This is a genomic window from Crossiella sp. CA198 (genome assembly GCF_052078295.1).
In the GTDB taxonomy this organism is placed as follows: domain Bacteria; phylum Actinomycetota; class Actinomycetes; order Mycobacteriales; family Pseudonocardiaceae; genus Crossiella.
Genome location: NZ_JBQJIM010000012.1, coordinates 18,638 through 37,347 on the forward strand (window position 1 = coordinate 18,638; position 18,710 = coordinate 37,347).

General features: G+C 72.0%; 17 protein-coding genes. 7 read left to right on the forward strand and 10 right to left on the reverse strand.

The features are described 5' to 3' along the window. Positions 1-3 precede the first annotated feature (3 nt). Positions 4-861, reverse strand: coding sequence for an SDR family NAD(P)-dependent oxidoreductase (locus ACTOWY_RS20740; RefSeq protein ID WP_441311303.1), 858 nt, complete (start codon positions 859-861; stop codon positions 4-6). A gap of 184 nt (positions 862-1,045) precedes the next feature. Between ACTOWY_RS20740 and ACTOWY_RS20745 the strand changes: the two genes are divergently transcribed. The 3 genes from ACTOWY_RS20745 (at position 1,046) to ACTOWY_RS20755 (ending at position 5,008) form a co-directional block, all read left to right on the forward strand. Then, positions 1,046-1,747: a hypothetical protein gene (locus ACTOWY_RS20745; RefSeq protein WP_441311304.1), complete on the forward strand. Its 702-nt coding sequence runs from the start codon at positions 1,046-1,048 to the stop codon at positions 1,745-1,747. An 84-nt stretch (positions 1,748-1,831) separates the two neighbouring features. After that, complete coding sequence (locus tag ACTOWY_RS20750; protein WP_441311305.1) at positions 1,832-2,713, forward strand: phosphotransferase family protein; 882 nt, start codon at positions 1,832-1,834, stop codon at positions 2,711-2,713. A gap of 171 nt (positions 2,714-2,884) precedes the next feature. Further along, positions 2,885-5,008, forward strand: coding sequence for an NB-ARC domain-containing protein (locus ACTOWY_RS20755; RefSeq protein WP_441311306.1), 2,124 nt, complete (start codon positions 2,885-2,887; stop codon positions 5,006-5,008). Here the strand turns inward: ACTOWY_RS20755 and ACTOWY_RS20760 are convergent. Next, positions 4,994-6,655: a hypothetical protein gene (locus tag ACTOWY_RS20760; RefSeq protein ID WP_441311307.1), complete on the reverse strand. Its 1,662-nt coding sequence runs from the start codon at positions 6,653-6,655 to the stop codon at positions 4,994-4,996. The two genes, ACTOWY_RS20755 and ACTOWY_RS20760, sit on opposite strands and share 15 nt — an antisense overlap. A 109-nt stretch (positions 6,656-6,764) precedes the next feature. Between ACTOWY_RS20760 and ACTOWY_RS20765 the strand changes: the two genes are divergently transcribed. Further along, positions 6,765-7,064 (forward strand): hypothetical protein, encoded by a 300-nt coding sequence (locus ACTOWY_RS20765; RefSeq protein WP_247756542.1) that lies wholly within the window; start codon positions 6,765-6,767, stop codon positions 7,062-7,064. Between the two features lie 498 nt (positions 7,065-7,562). On the opposite strand, the gene ACTOWY_RS20770 is transcribed toward ACTOWY_RS20765, so the two are convergent. The 3 genes from ACTOWY_RS20770 to ACTOWY_RS20780 are packed head-to-tail and all read right to left on the reverse strand — an operon-like array spanning position 7,563 to position 9,788. Continuing rightward, the gene (locus ACTOWY_RS20770) at positions 7,563-7,934 is read right to left on the reverse strand and encodes an S-adenosylmethionine decarboxylase family protein (protein WP_441311308.1); all 372 of its coding nucleotides are present in this window, start codon (positions 7,932-7,934) and stop codon (positions 7,563-7,565) included. Between the two features lie 10 nt (positions 7,935-7,944). Next, a complete protein-coding gene (locus tag ACTOWY_RS20775; RefSeq protein WP_441311309.1) occupies positions 7,945-8,904 on the reverse strand; it encodes a Gfo/Idh/MocA family protein in 960 nt (319 codons plus the stop codon). After that, a complete protein-coding gene (locus tag ACTOWY_RS20780) occupies positions 8,901-9,788 on the reverse strand; it encodes a glycosyltransferase family 2 protein (RefSeq protein WP_441311310.1) in 888 nt (295 codons plus the stop codon). Before ACTOWY_RS20780 ends, ACTOWY_RS20775 begins: the two co-directional genes overlap by 4 nt. Positions 9,789-10,039: 251 nt before the next feature. On the opposite strand from ACTOWY_RS20780, the gene ACTOWY_RS20785 reads away from it, so the two are divergent. Then, positions 10,040-10,264 (forward strand): hypothetical protein, encoded by a 225-nt coding sequence (locus ACTOWY_RS20785; protein WP_441311311.1) that lies wholly within the window; start codon positions 10,040-10,042, stop codon positions 10,262-10,264. A 127-nt stretch (positions 10,265-10,391) separates the two neighbouring features. Continuing rightward, positions 10,392-13,940 carry an nSTAND1 domain-containing NTPase gene (locus ACTOWY_RS20790; protein ID WP_441311312.1) on the forward strand — a complete coding sequence of 1,183 codons (3,549 nt, stop codon included), beginning with the start codon at positions 10,392-10,394 and terminating at the stop codon, positions 13,938-13,940. 76 nt (positions 13,941-14,016) lie between these two features. Here ACTOWY_RS20790 and ACTOWY_RS20795 read toward each other — a convergent pair whose 3' ends face one another. Further along, on the reverse strand, positions 14,017-14,463 hold the full coding sequence (locus ACTOWY_RS20795) for a ricin-type beta-trefoil lectin domain protein (protein WP_441311313.1): 447 nt from the start codon (positions 14,461-14,463) through the stop codon (positions 14,017-14,019). 218 nt (positions 14,464-14,681) lie between these two features. Between ACTOWY_RS20795 and ACTOWY_RS20800 the strand changes: the two genes are divergently transcribed. Then, positions 14,682-15,797: a serine hydrolase domain-containing protein gene (locus ACTOWY_RS20800; protein WP_441311314.1), complete on the forward strand. Its 1,116-nt coding sequence runs from the start codon at positions 14,682-14,684 to the stop codon at positions 15,795-15,797. 69 nt (positions 15,798-15,866) lie between these two features. Here the strand turns inward: ACTOWY_RS20800 and ACTOWY_RS20805 are convergent, their stop codons facing one another. From ACTOWY_RS20805 to ACTOWY_RS20820, 4 genes are all read right to left on the reverse strand, one after another. Continuing rightward, positions 15,867-16,565, reverse strand: a complete 699-nt coding sequence (locus tag ACTOWY_RS20805; protein WP_282105399.1) for an NPP1 family protein — start codon at positions 16,563-16,565, stop codon at positions 15,867-15,869. A gap of 274 nt (positions 16,566-16,839) precedes the next feature. Further along, on the reverse strand, positions 16,840-17,424 hold the full coding sequence (locus tag ACTOWY_RS20810; RefSeq protein WP_441311315.1) for a maleylpyruvate isomerase N-terminal domain-containing protein: 585 nt from the start codon (positions 17,422-17,424) through the stop codon (positions 16,840-16,842). A 5-nt stretch (positions 17,425-17,429) separates the two neighbouring features. Beyond that, positions 17,430-17,801: a DUF4180 domain-containing protein gene (locus ACTOWY_RS20815; RefSeq protein ID WP_441311316.1), complete on the reverse strand. Its 372-nt coding sequence runs from the start codon at positions 17,799-17,801 to the stop codon at positions 17,430-17,432. After that, positions 17,794-18,654, reverse strand: coding sequence for an alpha/beta fold hydrolase (locus ACTOWY_RS20820; protein WP_441311317.1), 861 nt, complete (start codon positions 18,652-18,654; stop codon positions 17,794-17,796). The genes ACTOWY_RS20815 and ACTOWY_RS20820 overlap by 8 nt, the downstream gene beginning before the upstream one ends. Positions 18,655-18,710 lie beyond the last annotated feature (56 nt).

Genomic DNA, 18,710 nt, shown 5'->3' on the forward strand with positions numbered 1-18,710 from the left:
GCATTACCACACCGGATCGACCCCGAGGATCTTCACCGTCCGCTCCCACAGCTCCCGCCCGAACTCCGGGTCGTGCGGCTGGCGGCCCTTGGGCGGCTGCCGCTCCAGCAGGTGGAAGTAGGCGCCGTTCACCGACTCCGCGTCCGGCGTGGTCGCCAGGTGTTCCAGCGGCGCCGCGCCCTGGTCCGGGCTGACCGCCATCCAGCGCCCAAGCGGTGAGTTGATCATCACCTTGCCGAACAGCCCGAACACCCCGTCGTTGCGGAAGAAGTCGCTGGCGACCAGTCCCGGGTGGAAGCTGGACGCGGTCAGCCCGCTGCCCGCGGCCCGCCGGGCGAGTTCCTGGGTGAAGAGCACGTTGCCGAGCTTGGAGCGGCCGTAGACGTTGGTGCTGCGGAACCGGCCGCGGGCGGAGTTGAGGTCGTCCAGATCGAGCTTGGCCCAGGAGTGCGCGGCACTGGCCGTGGAGATCACCCGCGCGGTGCCGAGCGCCGGCGCGAGCAGGTGCGTCAGCAACACCGGCGCGAGGTAGTTGGCCTGGAAGGTCAACTCGTGCCCGTCCACGGTGGTGCTGCGCTTGGTGGCCTGTAATCCGGCGTTGTTGGCCAGGATGTCGATCACCGGGTGTCGCGCGAGCAGTTCGGCGGCCAGTCGCCGGACCTCGTCGAGCTTGCTGAAGTCGGCCAGGAACGACTGCGCGCCAAGCTTTTCGGCCACCGCCGCGGTCTTCTCCGGGGACCGGCCGACGATCGCCACGGTCGCGCCGAGCCTGCTCAGCCGCCGGGCCGCGGCCGCCCCGACTCCCGCGCTGGCACCGGTGATCACTACAACGCGGCCGTCGAGCCGCAGGGTTTCCGCCATGGGATCGATCTTGCCAGCATTGGCTGAGTTCGCGGGCACTGTCGTTTCAGTGAGGAGTGAAGTTAGTAGGGTGGGGCGCACAAGCGAAAAGCAGCCCGGAGACGGGGTGCCGGCGGAGGGGCTGGGGAGCATGGGGCGCTGGGGTGTGGCGGGGCAGGACGGGATTGTCGTGGGGCGGCGGAGGTTGACGGAGCGGGACGGAGTTCCCCTGGCGCGGCGGAAGTCCGCCCGTCGTGGCGGGATAGTCGTGGGCATCCTGGCCGGTGGGCTGATCGTGAGCGGGTGCACCGCCGCCGAAATCCCAGCACCGATGCCCGCACCCAAACCCGCCCCCGCCGACATCCACCCACCTGGCCGCTCACCCGTCCCGCGCCCCGCCACCCTCGAAGACGTGCCCGGCGACCCCGCCCGCCAGCGCTCACCGCGGCTCGAAGAGGAGCTTCGGCGGGCGCTGCCCGCCGGGTTGCTGGTCGAGCGGGTCACCTCCTCGGTGGAGCCCGCGCTGGGCAGCCGGTCCTACGAGATCGGCGCGCTGGTCACCGACGGCACCGGGTACGGCGTGGTGCTGGCGATCTTCACCAGTCCGCCGATCACCTCGGGCGAGCCGGGGTGTTTCAAGCACCAGGAGAAGTTCTGCCGGATCCTGCCGCAGGCCGGCGGGGACACCGTGTCCATGGTGGACCGTAGTGGCGAGAGCGAGCAGCGGGCGATCACGGCCGAGCGGTTCCGGCCGGATCGCAAGCTGCGGCTGACGATCCGGTCCCAGGACGGGGCCGACGAGATGCAGTCCCGGTTCTGGCGGGGCGGGCCGCGGCTGGGGCGGGTGCCGCTGACCGCCGACCAGGTGGTGGCGCTCAGCGGGCATCCCGGGTTCACGCCCGACTAGCGCCCGGCCCGCGCCGCTGTCCACACCGCACCAGCGTGACGCGGGAAAACCGGTGGTCCGTGACGCCAGGAACGAGCAGCATCGGTGATCGTGACCGTCGATCCGCGAGTGCTGGCCCTGATCGCCGCCCGGCACGGGCGGACCCTGCGCGAGGTCGAGCCGCTGCCGCCCGGCGTGGCCAACCACTGCTACCGCCTCGGCCCCGGCCTGGTGCTGCGCATCCCGCGCGGCGACCCGGCCGAGTTAGGCAAGGAGGCCGCCGTCATCCCGGTCGCGCGCGCCGAGGGCGTCCGCACCCCGGCGGTGATCGCCTACGACCCGGACCTGCCGTACCTGGTTCTCGAACACGTCCCCGGCGCCGAACTGACCACGCCCGACCCCGTCGCCCTGACCGAGCTGGGCCGCCAGCTCGCCCGCCTGCACCGCGTCACCCCGGCCACCGCCATCCCTGGCGTGCCCGCCGACACCGAGTCCGACCCGCGCCTGCTGGTGGACCACCTGGCCACCACCGGCCTGCTCGACCGGACCGCCGCCACCTGGCTCACCGACTGGTTCCACCACCTGGCCCGCTACCGCCCGGCACTGAAACCGGTACTCGTGCACGGCGACATCCACCCGCAGAACCTGTTGGCGCACAATGGTTCCATCACCCTCATCGACTGGGGCGACGCGGTCTGGGGCGATCCGGCCACCGACTTCGTCAAGCTCCCGCTCGACCACCTCCGCCCCGTGCTCACCGGCTACCTGCCCACCGCCACCGACCACCTGGACTGGGCCGCCCGGATCCTGTGGCACCAGCTGTCCTGGACCCTGGGCAGGCTGCGCGACCCGCGCCCCCGCCCGGACGAACGGCATTGGAGCGCGCCCCCGTACGCGCGCCTGCTGGACCTGCTCCGCTTTCTCGCCGAGGGCCCGCCCGAACCGTGGCGGTCACTGCTGCCGAACGCCCGCGCCGGGAAACACTGACCCACGGTTTACCGCCACCCGGTGGATCCGGCCGGGAACCCATTACCCGCGGCCAACTCGGGATCCGCGGTGGTAGCGCTTCCGCGTATTGATGCGGTACCACTATGCCTGTGGGATAACCATCAGTGACACGGGCATCGGTGGCTGACTGTTTGCCGAGGGGTGAGCGGGATGGGGGCACAGCCGCCAGAATCCGGCGAGAACGAGGAAACCGGGGCCACCCCGCCGGTTCCGCCACCCGGCTCGCACAACGATCTCTCTGGGCACATCTACGGCGGCGCGGTCCAGGGTTACCGGATCGGGCCAGTGAACTTCCACCAGGTACCCGGCCAGCGTCACCAGGTACCCAGGCAATTACCGCCCGCCCCCGCCTGGCTGGTCCATCGCGGTGACGAACTGGCCACCCTGGATCGCCTGGCCGAGGGCTATCGGCACCGTGGCCGGTCCATGGTGGCGGTGCTCAGCGGGTTGAGCGGAGTCGGAAAGACCGCGATCGCGCTCCAGTGGGCACACGAGAATCTGGCCCGCTTCGGTGGCGGGCAGCTCTATGCGGATCTGAACGAATACCGTCATCGCGGCGCCGTGGATGTGAATGAGGTGCTGGCCGGTTTTCTGCGCGCGCTGGGCGAGCACCGGCCGTTGCCGCTCCGGCTGTCGGAACGGAGGGCGAAGTTTCGCACCATGACCGCCGAGTCGAATGTGCTCGTGCTGCTGGACAACGCCGACCAGCCGGGCCAGGTGCGCGCCATCCTGCCTGGCTCGCCCGCGGGTGTGGTGCTGGTGACCAGTCGCAGCAAGCTCAGCGGGCTCGGCGAGGAGGACGCCGAGCTGATCCCGGTGCACCCACTGGATCCGGCGCACAGTGTGGAACTGCTGCTGGAGCAGGCCAGGCGGGGCAACGTGGAGTGCGATCGGGCCACGCTGGAGGTGCTGGCCGAGCTGTGTGCCGGGATACCGATGGCGCTGCGGGTGGTGGGCGCGCTGCTGGCGCACCGGCGGCACCGGTCGCCGCAGCTGCTGGTGGACTACCTCAGCGACGAACGGCATCGGCTGAGCAGGCTGTCCTCCCGGGACCAGGATCGTGATCCCTTCGACCAGCTCTTCGAGACCGCCGCCGGACAGCTCTCCGCTGACGGCCGCGCGATCTACCACTGCGTTGGCGCCCACCCCGGGCCGGATTTCGGCCAGCACGTGCTGGCCGCGGCCACCGGACTGACGCCGGAGGCGGTGGAGGACGCCCTGGACGAGCTGGGCGAGGCGCACCTGGTGGAAGTCACCGGGCCGGACCGCTATCGCATGCACGAACTGGTCAAACTGCACGCCGGTCAGTCCGCGCCCCAGGCCGCGGGGCACGCCGAGGTGTTGCGCGGCATCGTGGACTGGTACCGGCACGGGGCGGCCGCCGCGGACCGGGCGGTGCTCGGCGCGGACCGCTGGCGGCTGGCCCCGCGCAGTGAGACCGCGCCGACCTTCGTCTTCGCCGAGGGCAGCGGCACCGGCTGGTTCGAGCTGGAGCGGCGCAACCTGCTGGCCATGGTGCGCTGCGCGGCCGGACAGCGCTGGGACGAGGTGGTGTGGCAGCTGTGCGAGGCGCTCTGGCCCGCCTACCACACCCGCCAGCACTTCGCGGATTCCATTGCGGCACACCAGCTTGGTGTGGCCGCGGCGGAGCGGTGCGGGAACCTGGCCGCGGAGACCCGGATGCGCAGCCAGCTGGCCAGGGCCTGGCTGGAACTGGCCGAGTTCGCCGCGGCCGAGCGTGAGCTGGAACAGGCCCAGACCAGGGCGGCGGCCAGTGGCGAACCGAGGGCCCGCGCGGTGGTGGTGGAGTCCTACGGCGTGCTGCGCGGCAGGCAGAACCGGCTGGCGGAGAGTGCCGGGCACTTCCGGCAGGCGCTGGGCATCAACGAGGAGATCGGCGATGTGCGCGGCATCGCCATGCAGGGCTACCAGCTCGGCGGGGTGCTGCAGCGGCTGGGCGAGCACACCGAGGCGATCGCGGTGATCCAGCAGGCGCTGCTGAAGTTCTACCAGGTCGGCGACGAGTTCTCCGCGGCCCGCGCGCGGATCGTGCTCGGCGACGCGCACGTCGCGCTGGGTCAGGACCGGCAGGCCTGTGTGGAACTCCAGGTCGCGGCCCGGATCATGCGGATGCGCGGGCAGCCGGAGCGGGAGGTGCGCGCGTTGCGGGCGCTGGTGGAGATCGCCGGGCGGCTGGCCGATGCCGAACTCCGGCGCAACGCGCTGGACCGGCTGCGCGAGCTGACCGGCGGCGCCGCCTCAGACCTGCGGTAGCGGCCGCACGCTCTCCACACAGACCTCGACAACGGGGCCGTCGGTGAGCCGCGCGCTGAGTTTGACGCCCGATTCCAGCTCGCGGCGGCTGACCCGCCAGCGGTAGACCGCGACCGCGGCCAGGAACACCGGCAGCGGCCCGGCGGCGCAGGGCCACAACGAGACCACGCCCAGCGCCGGATCGCGGAAGGTGAGCACGCACCGGTGTTCCGAGACCGCGGCCACCAGCGCGGCCGTGCCCTCGGCCAGTGCCCGCGCGGCCCACTCGGCCAGCTCGGCTCCGGGCAGCGGGCCGGTGCGCACGATGATCTCGGCGGTGGCCCGCATCCCGGGGTCGACCTCCTCATCGTCGATCACCAGCAGGTAGTCGGCGGTGTCGCACAGGCGCCGGAACCGTTGCAGGATCGCCGGAAACCGCTCAATGTCCACAGTGGACTCGGCAACGGTGTCCAGCACGTGGAAGGCGGTGATCGCCGCACCGCGCACCGGGGTCGGCGCGCTGATCGGCAGCATCCGCGGCGGGTGCGCGGGCGGGTCGAGCTGGAGCAGTTCGTAGCAGGTCCGCCGCAGCGTGGCCGCGGATCCGCCGGGCAGGCCCAGGGTGTCGGCGGTGATCTCTGCCAGTTCGGCCGAGACGGTACCGCGCTCGATTTGTTCGCGCAGGTCACCGTGCACGTTGAGGACAGGGGCGGTGCACACCAGCCTGCCGGTGACCGAGCCGGGGGTCAGATCGTCCAGGCCGCTGGCGGAGTTGAGGAAGGGCCTGCCCAGCGCCGCGCCGTAGAAGGCGACCGAGCCGTGATCGCCGATGCTCACATCCGCGGCGATCAGCGCGGCCTGCCAGCTGTCCTCCGGCCGGATCAGCAGCAGCCCGCTGTCCAGGGCGTCCCGGAACCAGGCCCGCACGGTGCCGACCCCGTGGTAGGCCCACACGTTCGGGTGCAACACCAGGGCCACCCGGTAGTGGTCCACCGGCAGTTGCGCGAGCAGCCGCTCCACCAGCTCGTCCCGCTGCCCCAGCAGGGATCGCTCACCCCAGGTCGAACTGATCAGCACCAGCCGCTGCCCAGGCCCGACGCCCAGCGCCTCGCGGTAGGCCGGGCGCCGGACCTCGGCCGCGCGGATCCGGTCCCAGGTCGGATCGCCGATCACCCTGGCCCGGTCGATCGCCGCCGGGGTGTGCAGGGCGAGGTCGCCGCGCTGACGTTGGTGCGAGAGCCCGATGACCGCGGGGAAGACCTCGCCGTCCACGGTCAGCTCGTGCGGGGACAGCCCGACCGGGGCTTCCTTCTCGTTGGTGCGGCTGGGCAGGCGCCGGTTGTACCCGGCCCCGTGCGGCACCACCAGCAATGGCCCGTCCAGTGCGGCCAGCGAGGGATTGACGTGCGCGGCCAGCACGAGGTCGAAGCGGGATTTCGCGGCCACCTCCCAGTCGAGCAGGGTGATGCCGAAACGGTCCAGCTGACCGTGCAGACCGGCGGTGAATACCGAACCGGAGTCGAGGGTGAAATGCACCGCGACCCGGTTGTCGCAATCCAGTAGCGGCACGATGTCGAGCAACCGGACCAGGGAGGTCAGGTTGCGCACCACGGCGAGCACAGTGCGTTGTGGCCGCACTGTCGCCCACAGGTCAACATCGGGCAGCACGCGACCTCCGCGACAATGGCGCCTGCCAACTGGCGAAGGATACACAGGAACGGGAATCGGCAGAGTTCCGGGTAGAATGGCGCATTGCCAGGGGAAGAGGTGGGGATTGATGGACCCGGTCACACTGGCCGTCGGCGGTGGCCTGGTGCTGCTCGGTTACCTCGGCGGACTGCTCAGCCGCCGCAAACGCACCCCCGAACCCCCGCTCACCGCCGACTGCGGCTGCGGCCACTCCCTGGCCCTGCACGACCCCGAGGCTGGGACCTGTCACGCCCAGCTGGAGCGGATGACCGCGCACAACAAGTACGCGGGAACCTCCTACGAGCAATCCCAGTGCCCGTGCCGGCAGTACGTGGGCCCGCGGCCGATCGAGGAGTTCCTGGCGCCGAGGTACCTGCCGCCCGCCTGAGCTGGCTCGCCCGCCGCGGCGGGCGATGATCCACCGATTCCGCATCGCACGTCCTGGCCCACTTACCGGCGGTGGGTGCAGAACCACCTGTCCGGGAGCTGGGTTGATCCGTTGGTGGCCGACGCGGGTGTTCACCAACTCGGTCAGCGACGAGGCCGGTGTCTGCCAGCATGATCCGGCGAAGGGGGCGTTGCGGCCGACCGCCTGGCTGCGCCCCGCGGCCCCGACCACAAGCCCGCCCACCCAACCGCCCAGACGGCCCCCACCCGCGAGTGTTGGCCGTGGTCGTACGCCACGTTGGCCGTTGTCGTACGGCGAGTTGGGCCAACTGGTACGCCGGTTTGGCTCAAGTGGGCGTACCAGTTTGCCCAAGTGGTGCGGAGTTTGGATCACGCGGCCGATTCGCCGACAGAGTCGTACGACAACGGCCAACGCCCCGTACAACAAACGCCAACACACCGTACGACAACGGCCAACACACTGCGGGAGAACCGGGGGTTAGTGGATTGCGCGGAGGAGGCGGGAGACGTTGATGCGGGTGGGGTTGAGGCCTTTTTCGATTTTTTCCAGCATTAGTTCGGCGTTGAGGCGGCCGTAGGCGAGCAGGTCGATGTTGGCCAGGCTGAACTCCGGCCAGGTGTGAATGCTCAGGTGCGACTGGGACAGCACGAGAACCGCGGTCACCGCGCCGTTGGGGAAGATGTGTCCCGTCTCGCCGAGAATGGTCGCGTTGCCCGCGATCGCCGCTGAGCGCAGCAGGTCGAGCAGTACGGGTTCGTCGACCAGGATCGCCGGGTCGCGTACCCACACGTCCACCGCGTACGAGCACAGCTCGTCCACCTGTACCTCTGCTGCTGCCGGCTCGCTCATGCCGCCCAGGCTAGGGCTGATCGGGCCGGGCCGCAGGGAGAACACCCGCCCCGGCCAGGCGGTAGCCGGTGACGACGAGTTCCTGCAGGGCCAGGGCGTCCCGCGCCGGGACGACCGCGCCGGGGCCGATGCCGTTGAGGGCGTTGTAGAAAGCGGTCAGCGCGGCCAGTTCGGGGCGGGCCCGCGCCACCGTGACCGTGCCGTCGGCCAGCCGGAGTTCGCCGCGCCGGAAGTCCAGCACGTGCGCGCCCTCGGTGGTGTGCGCGGTGATCGCCATGGTGACCGTGCGGGCCGCCCGGTCCAGGCGCACCAGCGCGGGCACCCCGTCGAAGCTCAGTCCCAGCTCGGCCTGCTCCTCCACCGGACCACCCGACACCGCGCAGGACCGCACCTCCGGCAGCCCGAACACCGTGACCAGCACATCTAGGGCGTGCACGCCCAGGTCCAGCAGCGCGCCACCCCCGGCCAGCGCCGGATCGCGGTACCACGGGGTGAACGCCTGCCACAGCCGGTCGCCGGGGTTGCCCATGCCGAACTCGATGCCGGTGATCTCGCTGGCGCGCACCGCCGCGGTGAACGGGGGCAGCAACTCGTGGAAGCGGTAGGGCAGGTTGACGCCGAAGAGCGGTCCGCCGGTGGTCCGGGCGGCGAACTGGCGGGCCTGGTCGATGTCGGCGGCCAGGGGTTTCTGGCACAGCACGGCGACTCCGGCTTCCAGCGCGGCCAGCGCCGGCGCCACGTGCTCGTTGTTGGGGGTGCAGACCGCGAGCACGTCGGGCCGGGTCCTGGTCAGCACCTCGTGCACCGAGCCGCCGACCCACACCTCGGGTTCGCCGGCGAAGAGTTCGGCGGTGCGGGCCGGGTTGCGGTCGCAGGCGCCGACCAGCTCCAGATCGGGGCGGGAGTCCAGGAACGGCAGGTGGTAGCGCTGGGCCACCCGGCCGCAGCCGATGATCGCGACCCTGGTCATGGCGCGGCCTGCCGGGCGGGCGCGAGTTCGGCGGCGAGCTGGTCCAGACCGATCCGGCCACGCAGGAAGTCGCCGACCCTGGCCAGCCGCGGCCGTCCGTGCCGCTGCCCGACCAGGGTCCAGAACAGGCCAAGGTCCGCCGCGGTGTGGTGCCTGGCCTCGGGCAGGTGACAGGCGAAGGAGCCGATCAGCCGGAACTCCGCCCCGGCCAGCGCCAGCCGCAGGCCCAGCTCCAGATCCTCCCCGCCCCACAACGCGCCGAACCCCTCGTCGAATCCGCCCACCCGCTCGAACAACTCCCTCGGCATGCTGGTGCTGGTGCCGACACAGGCCAGCCAGCGCAGTTCGTGGTAGGCGGGAATCCCGGCCACCGCCTGGGCCACGCCCTCGATGAACGAGCGCTGCGGGCCCAGCCGCCGGTACCGCTGGGCCAGGCCGGGCAGATCCGCCGGGCCCAGGGTGCGGCCGCGCGCGCCGGTGAGCGTGTCGCTGAACCTGGGCGGGTCGGGGGTGAACAGGAACGCGGTCAGGTCGGTGATGCGGCCGTGCGCGACGGTGGCCGGGCCGTGCGCCATCGCGTGCCTGAGCAGCAGGTCCGGGGCGGCCAGGGTGTCATCGTCGAGGAAGAGCAGTTGGTCGCCGCGGGCCAGCGCGGCGCCGGCGTTGCGGGCGGCGGCCACGCCCCGGCCGCCGGTGCTCCGCCGGCGCAGCGGCAGTCCGGCGGGCAGGGCGGCGAGCACCGCGTCCACCGCGCCGGGGGCGGGGGAGTCCTCGACCAGCACCACCTCGAACTCGGCCCGGTCCAGGGTCTGCGCGAGCAGGGCGGACAGGGTCAGGTACAGCCGGGTGGTGCGGTCCCTGGTCGGGATGACGACGCTGATCATCGCGCCGCCCTTCTTTCCCTGGAGAACGCGGGTGTCTTCGTTCGCGCCATTGGGTCGCGAATACGCGATGCCGACTCGATGGCATTCGGCATTCCGCTCAATGTAGCGCAGCGCGGCCGCGGCCACTACTGTTCCTTGGTGTCACTGGGTAACTTGAGGGGTCATTGCTCCGACCGAATTAAAACAAGATGGCCGCCGGATTCACCTGGCGGAAAACGCTAGGATGCGCGATTGGCGGGAAGGGGGCCGGAATGCACTTGCCGTCCGGCGCGACGGAGTGCGACCACCTCGCGGAACTGACGCCGGTGGACGCCGAACCCGGCCTGGTCCCGCTCCAGGCCGATCCCGGGGCGATCGGACCCGCCGCTGTCCCGGCCACGGACCTCCGGTGGCTGGTCCTGGGCCCGCCGCGGGCGCCGAGCGGACCGCCGCCGGGCGCCACTCCGCGACGTGCCACCCCGGAGACCTCCCAGTAGCAGGCCGCCACCCGGTCCACCAGGTTCACCCGAACAACGTTCGGTGATCTGCCCGATAGGGAGCCTGGGTCACCCGTATCCCCGCTTACGCTCCCCCGGGATACGTGAGTTGATCAGGAGGAACAGGGTGACGGAGGCGACGGGCTTCGGCGCCGGGCTGCGCAGGCTGCGCACCGAACGGGGGCTCTCGCTGGCCCAGGTGGCGAGCCTGGTGCACTACAGCAAGGGCTACCTGAGCAACGTCGAGAACGGCCGCAAACCGGTCAACCCCGGCCTGGCCCGCCGCCTGGACAAGGCCCTGGACGCGGCGGGCGAGCTGACCGGACTGGCCCTGGAGGACGGGCAGCGCTGCCCGTACCAGGGGCTGGCCGCCTTCGAGGCGGAGGACGCCGGCTGGTTCTTCGGCCGGGACCGGGCCACCGCGGCACTGCTGGGCAGGCTGGCCGACTCCAGGACCGCGGGGCTGCCGCTGGTCGTCTTCGGCGTCTCCGGCGCCGGCAAGTCCTCGCTGCTGCGCGCCGGACTGGTGCCCGCGCTGGACCGGGGCGCGCTGCCGGAGGCCGGCGGGGTCCAGGTGATCACGCCGACCGCCCGGCCGATGAGCGTGCTGCCCGCACCGGGCGGGGTGCTGGTGGTGGACCAGTTCGAGGAGGTCTTCACCCTCTGCGAGGACCCGGTCGAGCGCCGGGAGTTCATCAACGCGCTGTGCGCGGCGGCCAAGGCGGACACCCTGGTCGTGCTCGGCGTGCGCGCGGACTTCTTCGGCGCCTGCCTGGCCAACCCGTGCCTGCTGGCCGCGGTGCGGCACAACCAGTTCACCGTGGGCGCGATGCACCGGCGGGAACTCGTCGAGGCCATCACCGGACCCGCCGGGCGCACCGGGCTCGCGGTGGAACCCGGGCTGGTCGAACTGCTGCTGCGCGATCTCGGCGTGGCCGGTGACGACCCGGCCGCCGGGTACGACCCCGGCGCGCTGCCGCTGCTGTCCTACGCGCTGATGGGCACCTGGCAGCAGCGCACCGCCGAGGCGATGACGGTGGCCGGGTACCAGGTCACCGGCGGTATCGACGGCGCGGTGGCCGCCGCGGCGGAACGCGCCTACGAACAGCTCGGCCCGGAGGCCCAGGACGCGGCCCGGCGGGTGCTGTTGCGGCTGGTGCGCATCGACGAACGGGACGAGCCCGCCCGCCGCCGGGTCCGGTTCGACGAACTGCTGTGCGGGGAGGAGAAACCGGCCCAGGCCGCGATCGAGACCCTGGCCGAGGCCCGGCTGCTGGTGCTGGACCGGGACACCGTGGAGATCACCCACGAGGCACTGCTGCGCGCCTGGCCACGGCTGGGCGACTGGATCGCCGCGGACCGGGAGGGCCTGCGGCTGCACCGCCAGCTCACCCAGGCCGCCCAGGAGTGGACGAGCCTGGGCCACGACCCCGGCGCGCTCTACTCCGGCGCCCGGCTCACCCTGGCCACGCAGTGGGCCGCCGAGCACAACACCGAACTGACCGGCGGTGAACGGGACTTCCTGCGCGCCAGCGCGGCCGACGGGCAGCGCCGCGCCCGCACCCGGCGCAGGCTGGTCGCCCTGCTCGCGGTGCTGCTGGTGCTGGCCGCCAGCGCCACCGTGGTGGCCACCCAGTCCCAGCGGGCCATGGCCGAACAACGCGATCTCGCGCTGTCCAGGGGCACCATCGCCACCGCGGCCTCGTTGCAGGAGTCCGATCCCGCGCTGGCCGTGCAGCTGCGCCTGGCCGCCTACCGCCGCTCGCCTGGCCCGGACACCCGCGATGCCCTGCTGGCCGCGTTCAGCCTGCCCTACCGCGGCCGGTTCGCCGGGCACAGCAGCGATGTGGTCACCATGGCCTTCGCCCCCAACGGGCCGCTGGCGGCCACCGCGAGCTGGGACCACACCGCCAGGCTGTGGGACATCGCCAACCCGCGGCGGCCGGTCGAACTGGCGCAGCTGCCACTGGCCGAACAGGCCCGCGCGGTGGCCTTCCACCCTGGCGGCAAGCTGCTGGGCGTCGCGGACGCGAGCAGCACGCGGCTGTGGGACATCACCGAACCGCGCGGGCCCCGGCCGGTGGCCATCCTGCGCGGCGAGATGACCTGGGTCGCCTTCAGCCCGGACGGCCGGACCGCGGCCACCGGTGACCTCAAGGGCGGCACCACGCTGTGGGACATCAGCGATCCGGTGCAGCCCAGGGAAACGCACCGGCTGTCCGGCCACACCACCGGGGTCACCTCGATCGCCTTCAGCCGGGACGGCCGCCTGCTGGCCACCTCCGGCGACTCCACCGCCCGGATCTGGGAACTCGGCGGCGGCGCGCCCCGGCTGCGCGGTGTGCTCACCGGGCACACCGCCTCGCTGCGCACCATCGCGATCAGCCCGGACGGCGCCACCCTGGCCACCGCCAGCTGGGACCACACCGTCCGGCTGTGGCGCACGGCCGACCTGAGCGCGCTGGCCACCGTCAACGCGCACCAGTCCATCGTGTGGTCGGTGGCGTTCAGCCCGGACGGCCGCAGGCTGGCCAGCACCGGCGGCAACACCATCCTGTGGGAGGTCGCCGATCCGGCCGCGCCGCGCAGGCTGAGCACGCTGCCCGGCGGCACCTACGGGGTGGCCTTCAGTCCGGACGGCAACACCGTGGCCACCCCGGACTGGGTGCAGGACCTGCGCGAACTGCCGCTGACCGGGCACGAGGACGTGGTCACCTCGGTGGTGTTCAACCCGAAGGGCGACCTGCTGGCCACCGGCAGCTGGGACCGCACGGTCCGGGTGTGGGACGCCCGCCGCCCGCGCCCGCTGGCCGTGCTGACCGGCCCGGCCGCGTTCGTGCGCGCGGTCGCCTTCAGCCCGGACGGCACCCTGCTGGCCGCGGGCAGCGAGGACGGCTCGGTGTGGCTGTGGGATGTCCGCGACCCGGCCGCCATCCGGCCGCTGCCGCCGATCGTGGTGGGCGCGGGGGAGGTCGGCTACGTCGCGTTCAGCCAGGACGGCAAGCTGCTGGCCACGGCCGGGCACTACTGGGTGACCCTGTGGGATCTCCCGCAGCGCCGCGAGCTGTCCCGGCTGAGCAACTCCACCACCGGCAACCTGCGGCTCGCCTTCAGTCCGGACGACCGGGTGCTGACCACCTGGACCAGGGCGAGCCCGCCCCGGCAGTGGCTGATCACCGAGCCGGAACGCCCGACCGAACTGCCCCGGCCCGCCGGTGACAAGCCGGCGAACACGGGCACGCTGAGTCCGGACGGCCGGATCCTGGCGCTCTACCACTACGAGGAGCGCACCGTGCGGCTGCTGGACCAGAGCGGTGAGCTGGCCGCGCTGCCCGGACAATCGCTGCTGTACCGGCTGACCTTCGCCCCGGACGGCAAGCGGCTGGCCGGGGCCGCGGAGGACGGCGTGGTGCGGGTGTGGGACCTGAGCGATCCGCGGGCGCCGGTCGAGCAGGCCCGGCTGGCCGGGCACAGCGGTCCGGTGCCAGGGGTGATCTTCAGCCCGGACGGGGCCCAGTTGGTCACCAGCGGCAACGACCGTTCGGTGCGGCAGTGGGACACCGATCCGGACCGGGTGGCGGCCAAGATCTGCCAGGTGGCCTACCCGCGGATCAGCCCGGAGGTGTGGGAGCGGTACTTCCCCGGACTGGAGTACCAGCCGCCCTGCCCGGCCTGACCGGGCCTGCGCGGCCTAATCGGGATCGCCCGGTGGCCCTGGCGCGCACCCGCCCGCCAGGGCCACCGGGCCGGGCTCAGAAGCGGAACAGCCAGGTCTGCTGGGGTGACCCGTTGCACGGCGTGGAGTCCGCGACCCTGGCATCGTGGTTGGCGGTCAGGCAGAAGGTGCTGTTGCGGTACAGGATCTTCCCGTCCGGCCGGGGATCCCAGGTCTGGCCGAGGTAGTTCCACGGCTTGCAGCGCAGCGCCTGCACCGGGTTGCGGTCGATCTCCAGGCAGTCACCGGTCCGGGTGTTGACGATCGTGGACCCGCTGCCGCGCACCCACCTGGCCGAGTCGGCGAAGACGGGCAGGCAGGGCAGGAGCGACAGTCCGGCGTCGGTCTGGGTCAGGCACGGCCCGATCGCGTTGCCTGCCCTGATGGTGGTCCCCGCCGCCGCGGGCCCCGCCGCGGCGGTGGGCGTGCTGGTCAGTGCCACCAGGGCCAGTGCGATCCCCAGGACACGGCTGCGTGCCTGCATGCTGTTCTCCTTCGTGCGTGGATACCTGGACAGGATCCTGGCAGCAAGATCACGGCACCGGCCGCGCTGGACCGAAGGGCTGCCCAGCTGACCGCCCGAACGGACCCGCCCGTGACAAAACCATTACGCGGCAAGGACAAAACGCGGACACAGCCAGCCGAGAGTGGACGGGTCGACGGCGGGTGCGCCCGCCGGACCCCTGTTCACCCGCTGAAGGAGTGGTTGTCCTGAAACACCTGTCCGTTGCCGCCGCGACCGCGGCAGCGCTACTGCTGACCACCGCGTCACCCGCCGGCGCCACCGCGATCGGCGATGTCCAGCAGGCCATGGCGAAGGTGGCCGCCACACCCGGCGCCGTGGGCGTGATCGGCGGTGTCTACCTGGATGGCAGGCTCGCCGGCCGGGGCACCGCCGGATCGCGGCTGCTCAACGGCGAAGGCGGCCCGATCCCGGCCGACGCCCGGTTCCGCATCGGCTCGCAGACCAAGACCATCGCGGCCACCGCGCTGCTCAAGCTCGTAGAAGAGGGCCGGATCGGCCTGGACGGCAAGCTCGCCGCGCTGCTGCCCGAGGTGGCCGCCGACGGGCTGGTGGCGCGCGCCGACGAGATCACCGTGCGGCAGCTGATCCAGCACACCTCCGGCGTCCCCGACTGGTACTCCCGCCCCGGCTCGACCGAACCGGCGTTCGACGTCTTCGACTTCACCACCCACTACCAGCCCCTGGACATCGTGAAGATGACCAGGGGCCTGCCGCGCACCGGCGAGCCGGGCGAGAAGTTCACCTACTCCAACACCGGCTACACCCTCATCGGCATGATCATCGAGAAGGTCACCGGGCGCCCGCTGGCCCGCGAACTCGACCGGCGGCTCTTCCAGCCGCTCGGCATGACCCAGACCTATCTCGCCACCAAGCCCCCGGAGGGCATCAAGGGTCCGCACGGGCACGGCTACTACCCCGACGCCACCGGCACTCCGCGCGATGTGGACCGCCTCAACGCCAGCTTCGGCGCCGGCGCAGGCGGCGTCATCTCCACCACCCGCGACATCAGCGCCTTCTACCGGGCCTTCTACCAGGGCAAGCTGTTGCCGCCGGAGCTGCGGAAGGTCCTCACCGGTGGCCCCCAGGGCCGTGCGCGGCAAGGCTCGGGCGCGTGCGGTGACGACCTGCTGATCTTCGGCGGCACCGCGCCCGGCTACAGCGCGGTGACCCTCACCTCGACCGATGGCAGGCGGCAGATCGCCGTCGGCGCCACCCGGAGTCTGGCCGACGACAACGCCGTCATCTCCGCGATGATCGAGGCGGCCCAGGCCGTGCTCTGCCCGGCGGGCTGACGCTCCGCACTGGCGAGCCACCTGGCTAGGTCGCCGCTCCCGGCGGAGAGCGACGGCCCGGTCAGGTGGTCAGCCGTGCGGGTTGAACGGGATGCCCGCCGGCTTGGCCTTCTCCAGCTCCCAGCCGAACGCGCTGTCCTTCAGCCCGAACCCGGCACTGCCGAAATCGGCCTGCACCAGGCGATCCCGGATCCCTGCCGGGTAGTTGTCCCAGCCAACCAGGGTCGGATACTGCCAGGCGCCCTTGTGGTTCTCCGGCGGTTCGGTGGCGCTGGCGTGCCGGAAGCAGTGCGTGCTGATCCCGTCCTTGTGATAGACGATCTTCGCGTGCGTGCCCTCCCAGGCGACCTGGGAGGAGGGCTTGGTGGTGTATTTGCCGTGCGCGGAGGTCGAGACGTGCTGCGCGGCCCCGTTCTGCACCCAGATCACCACGTGCTCGATGTCGTGCCGGTGCCCGCTCTCGATCCCGGCCAGGGCCTGGTCCTTCTCGAAGTACAGGTCGTACATGTAGGCGCACCAGCCGTTGTTGCAGCGGGCGCGGGAGTAGGAGTTGGTGTTGTTCAGGTCGGAGAGGTCCCGGCAGTTGCCGTTGAGCGCGCCGGTGGGCTTGAGCCCCGGGTTGAGCGTGCCGTCCGGACCGATCGCGGGACTGGAGTAGCAGCCGTCCCCGTCGTAGTCGAAGGCAGGCTGCCAGCGCTGATCCTCCGCGGGCGCGCTGCCCGGCAACGCCCGCGGCGGATCAGCGTGCGCCGCGCCGGGTAGCAGCATCGCCACCGCGGCCGCGCCAACGATTGCATTCGGGGCGAAGGAAAGCTTGCCGAACCGCCGTTTCCTGCCGTTCTCGGCCAATGGCACAGCACCGTGCTGCATGGGGGGACCTCCCGGACCGGTGGGGGCGGCGGTTGTTGTCGTTGACCATGGTTCAGTGCGCACCCGCCGGTCCGTCAAGGGCCGGGCGGCGGTCACCGCCCGGCCACTCGAAGGTTCCCGGATTGATCAACTGACGTTCACCGGGCGGTGCGCCGATCAGGCTTGCGCCCGGCTACCCCGGCGGCGCGCCCCGCCAGCGCCAGCCGGTCTGCCGCGGCTGGTCCGGCAGCCCCGCCCGGTCGGTCGCCCACAGCAGCACCAGCCACGGGTCCAGCCCGGTGAGCTGGGCCGTGGTGTGCGGGAACATCCGGGTCAGCACCCGCGCGCACACCGCCCGCGACGGATCCAGCGTCAGCCCGAGCCCGGTGGCCAGGTCGTGCCCGTGCACCAGCATCTCCACACAGCCCATCCCGGCGAACCCGGCCGGATCCGCCAGTCCGGTCGGGTGGTACGCCCTGGTCTCCGGCGGCGCGGTGCGCACGGCGGCGGCCAGCAGGCGGCTGCCGGTCACCGCGAACTCCAGCAATTCGGCGCTGGTGGCGTCCTTGTCCGCGAACGCCTCGAACCGGACGTAGTGATCGGTGGGCCGGGCGACCAGCTGGGCGGCATAGGACAGCAGGCAGTCGCCGAGGTGTTCGGCGGTGCGCCGGGCGGTCCAGTCGCCGGTGCCGGGCGCGGCTGACCAGTCGCGGCCGGTGGCAGGGGCGAGGATCGCCGCGACGTGCGCGGTGACCGTGTCGAGGTCGTCGGTGTGCACGGTGATCAGTGTGCCTGGACCTCGGCGCCGAGCCGCTGGTCGAGTTCGGCGCGGTCGGCCAGGAACCAGATCTGGTTGCCGCGGTTGATCTCGCGCACGTAGCTGGCCAGCGCCGGACTGCGCTGGACGTGCTCGCTGATGTCCCCGAGGAAGGCCAGCCGCACCCGGTAGTTCACGAACTTCTGAGTGAACTCCCCGAGAGCCCGGGTCTCCAGCCGGAAGAAGCCCTCGGCCAGCCGGGACACCGGGATCGCGATCAGCCTGGCCTGCCGCGACCACGCCTCGCCGATGAGGTCGGCGGCGTCGCGTTCGGTGCCCAGCGGTGGGCCTTCTGGCGCGCAGTGGAACACCGGCACGCCGTGGGTGGTCTCAAGCATGTCGCCTCCCCGCGGTGGTGGTGGTCAGGAATTCGAGTTCGGCCGGGTCGGTCGGCACCAGGTGGCCGGTGCCGGGTAGCAGGCGCACGGTCGCGTGTGGGAGGGCCGCGCTGAGTCGCCGGGCGGCGATCCTGGAGTCCCACATGACATCCAGTTCGCCGAGCAGCACGTGCACCGGCATGGTCAGCCTGGCCAGGGCCTCGTCGGTGAAGACGGGCAGGTCGCCGCCGCGGTAGCGGTAGTGCTTGCTCATCAGCACGGTTCGCGCCACCACCGCGGACTCGTCCACTGTGGACAGACCGGGGCCCAGCATCATCCGCACGGTGCGCAGCTTGCCCCAGTGGCCGAATGGGGCCAGCAGCAGTGCCTTGAGCAGGTAGCCCTTGCGCTGCTTGGTGATGCCGGGCGGGCAGGACAGCGCGAGCCGGTCCACCCGCTCCGGTCGCCGGGTGGCGTAGTCCAGGGCGAGCCAGCTGCCCAGCGAGTAGCCCAGGATCGCGGTGCGGCGCAGGCCGAGGTGGTCCAGCACGGCGTCCAGCCAGCCTGCGTGCCGGTCGGTGTCCGGGTCGGGCCGGGTGGGCGCGCTCAGGCCCGGTTCGCCGATGATGTCCACCGCGTGCACCCGGAAACGTGTTGCCAGTTCAGGGATCCGGCCCAGCCACTGGGCCGAGTTGCTGCCGGAGCCGTGCAGCAGCACCAGCGGCGGCGCGTCCAGTGGACCGCAGCTGAGCACGAAGGTCTCGCCCTCGGGTGTGGGCACCCGCCGCTGCTCGTGGGGCACCGGCCAGGACGCCAGCTCCGCGAGGTACAGCTCGCGGAGCCGGCGCCGGCCAGCCTCGGATCGGTAGATCATGCAAGGGACTCTAACATTCCCTAAAGTTCCTCGCTAGAGGATTGATAGGGAGTGAT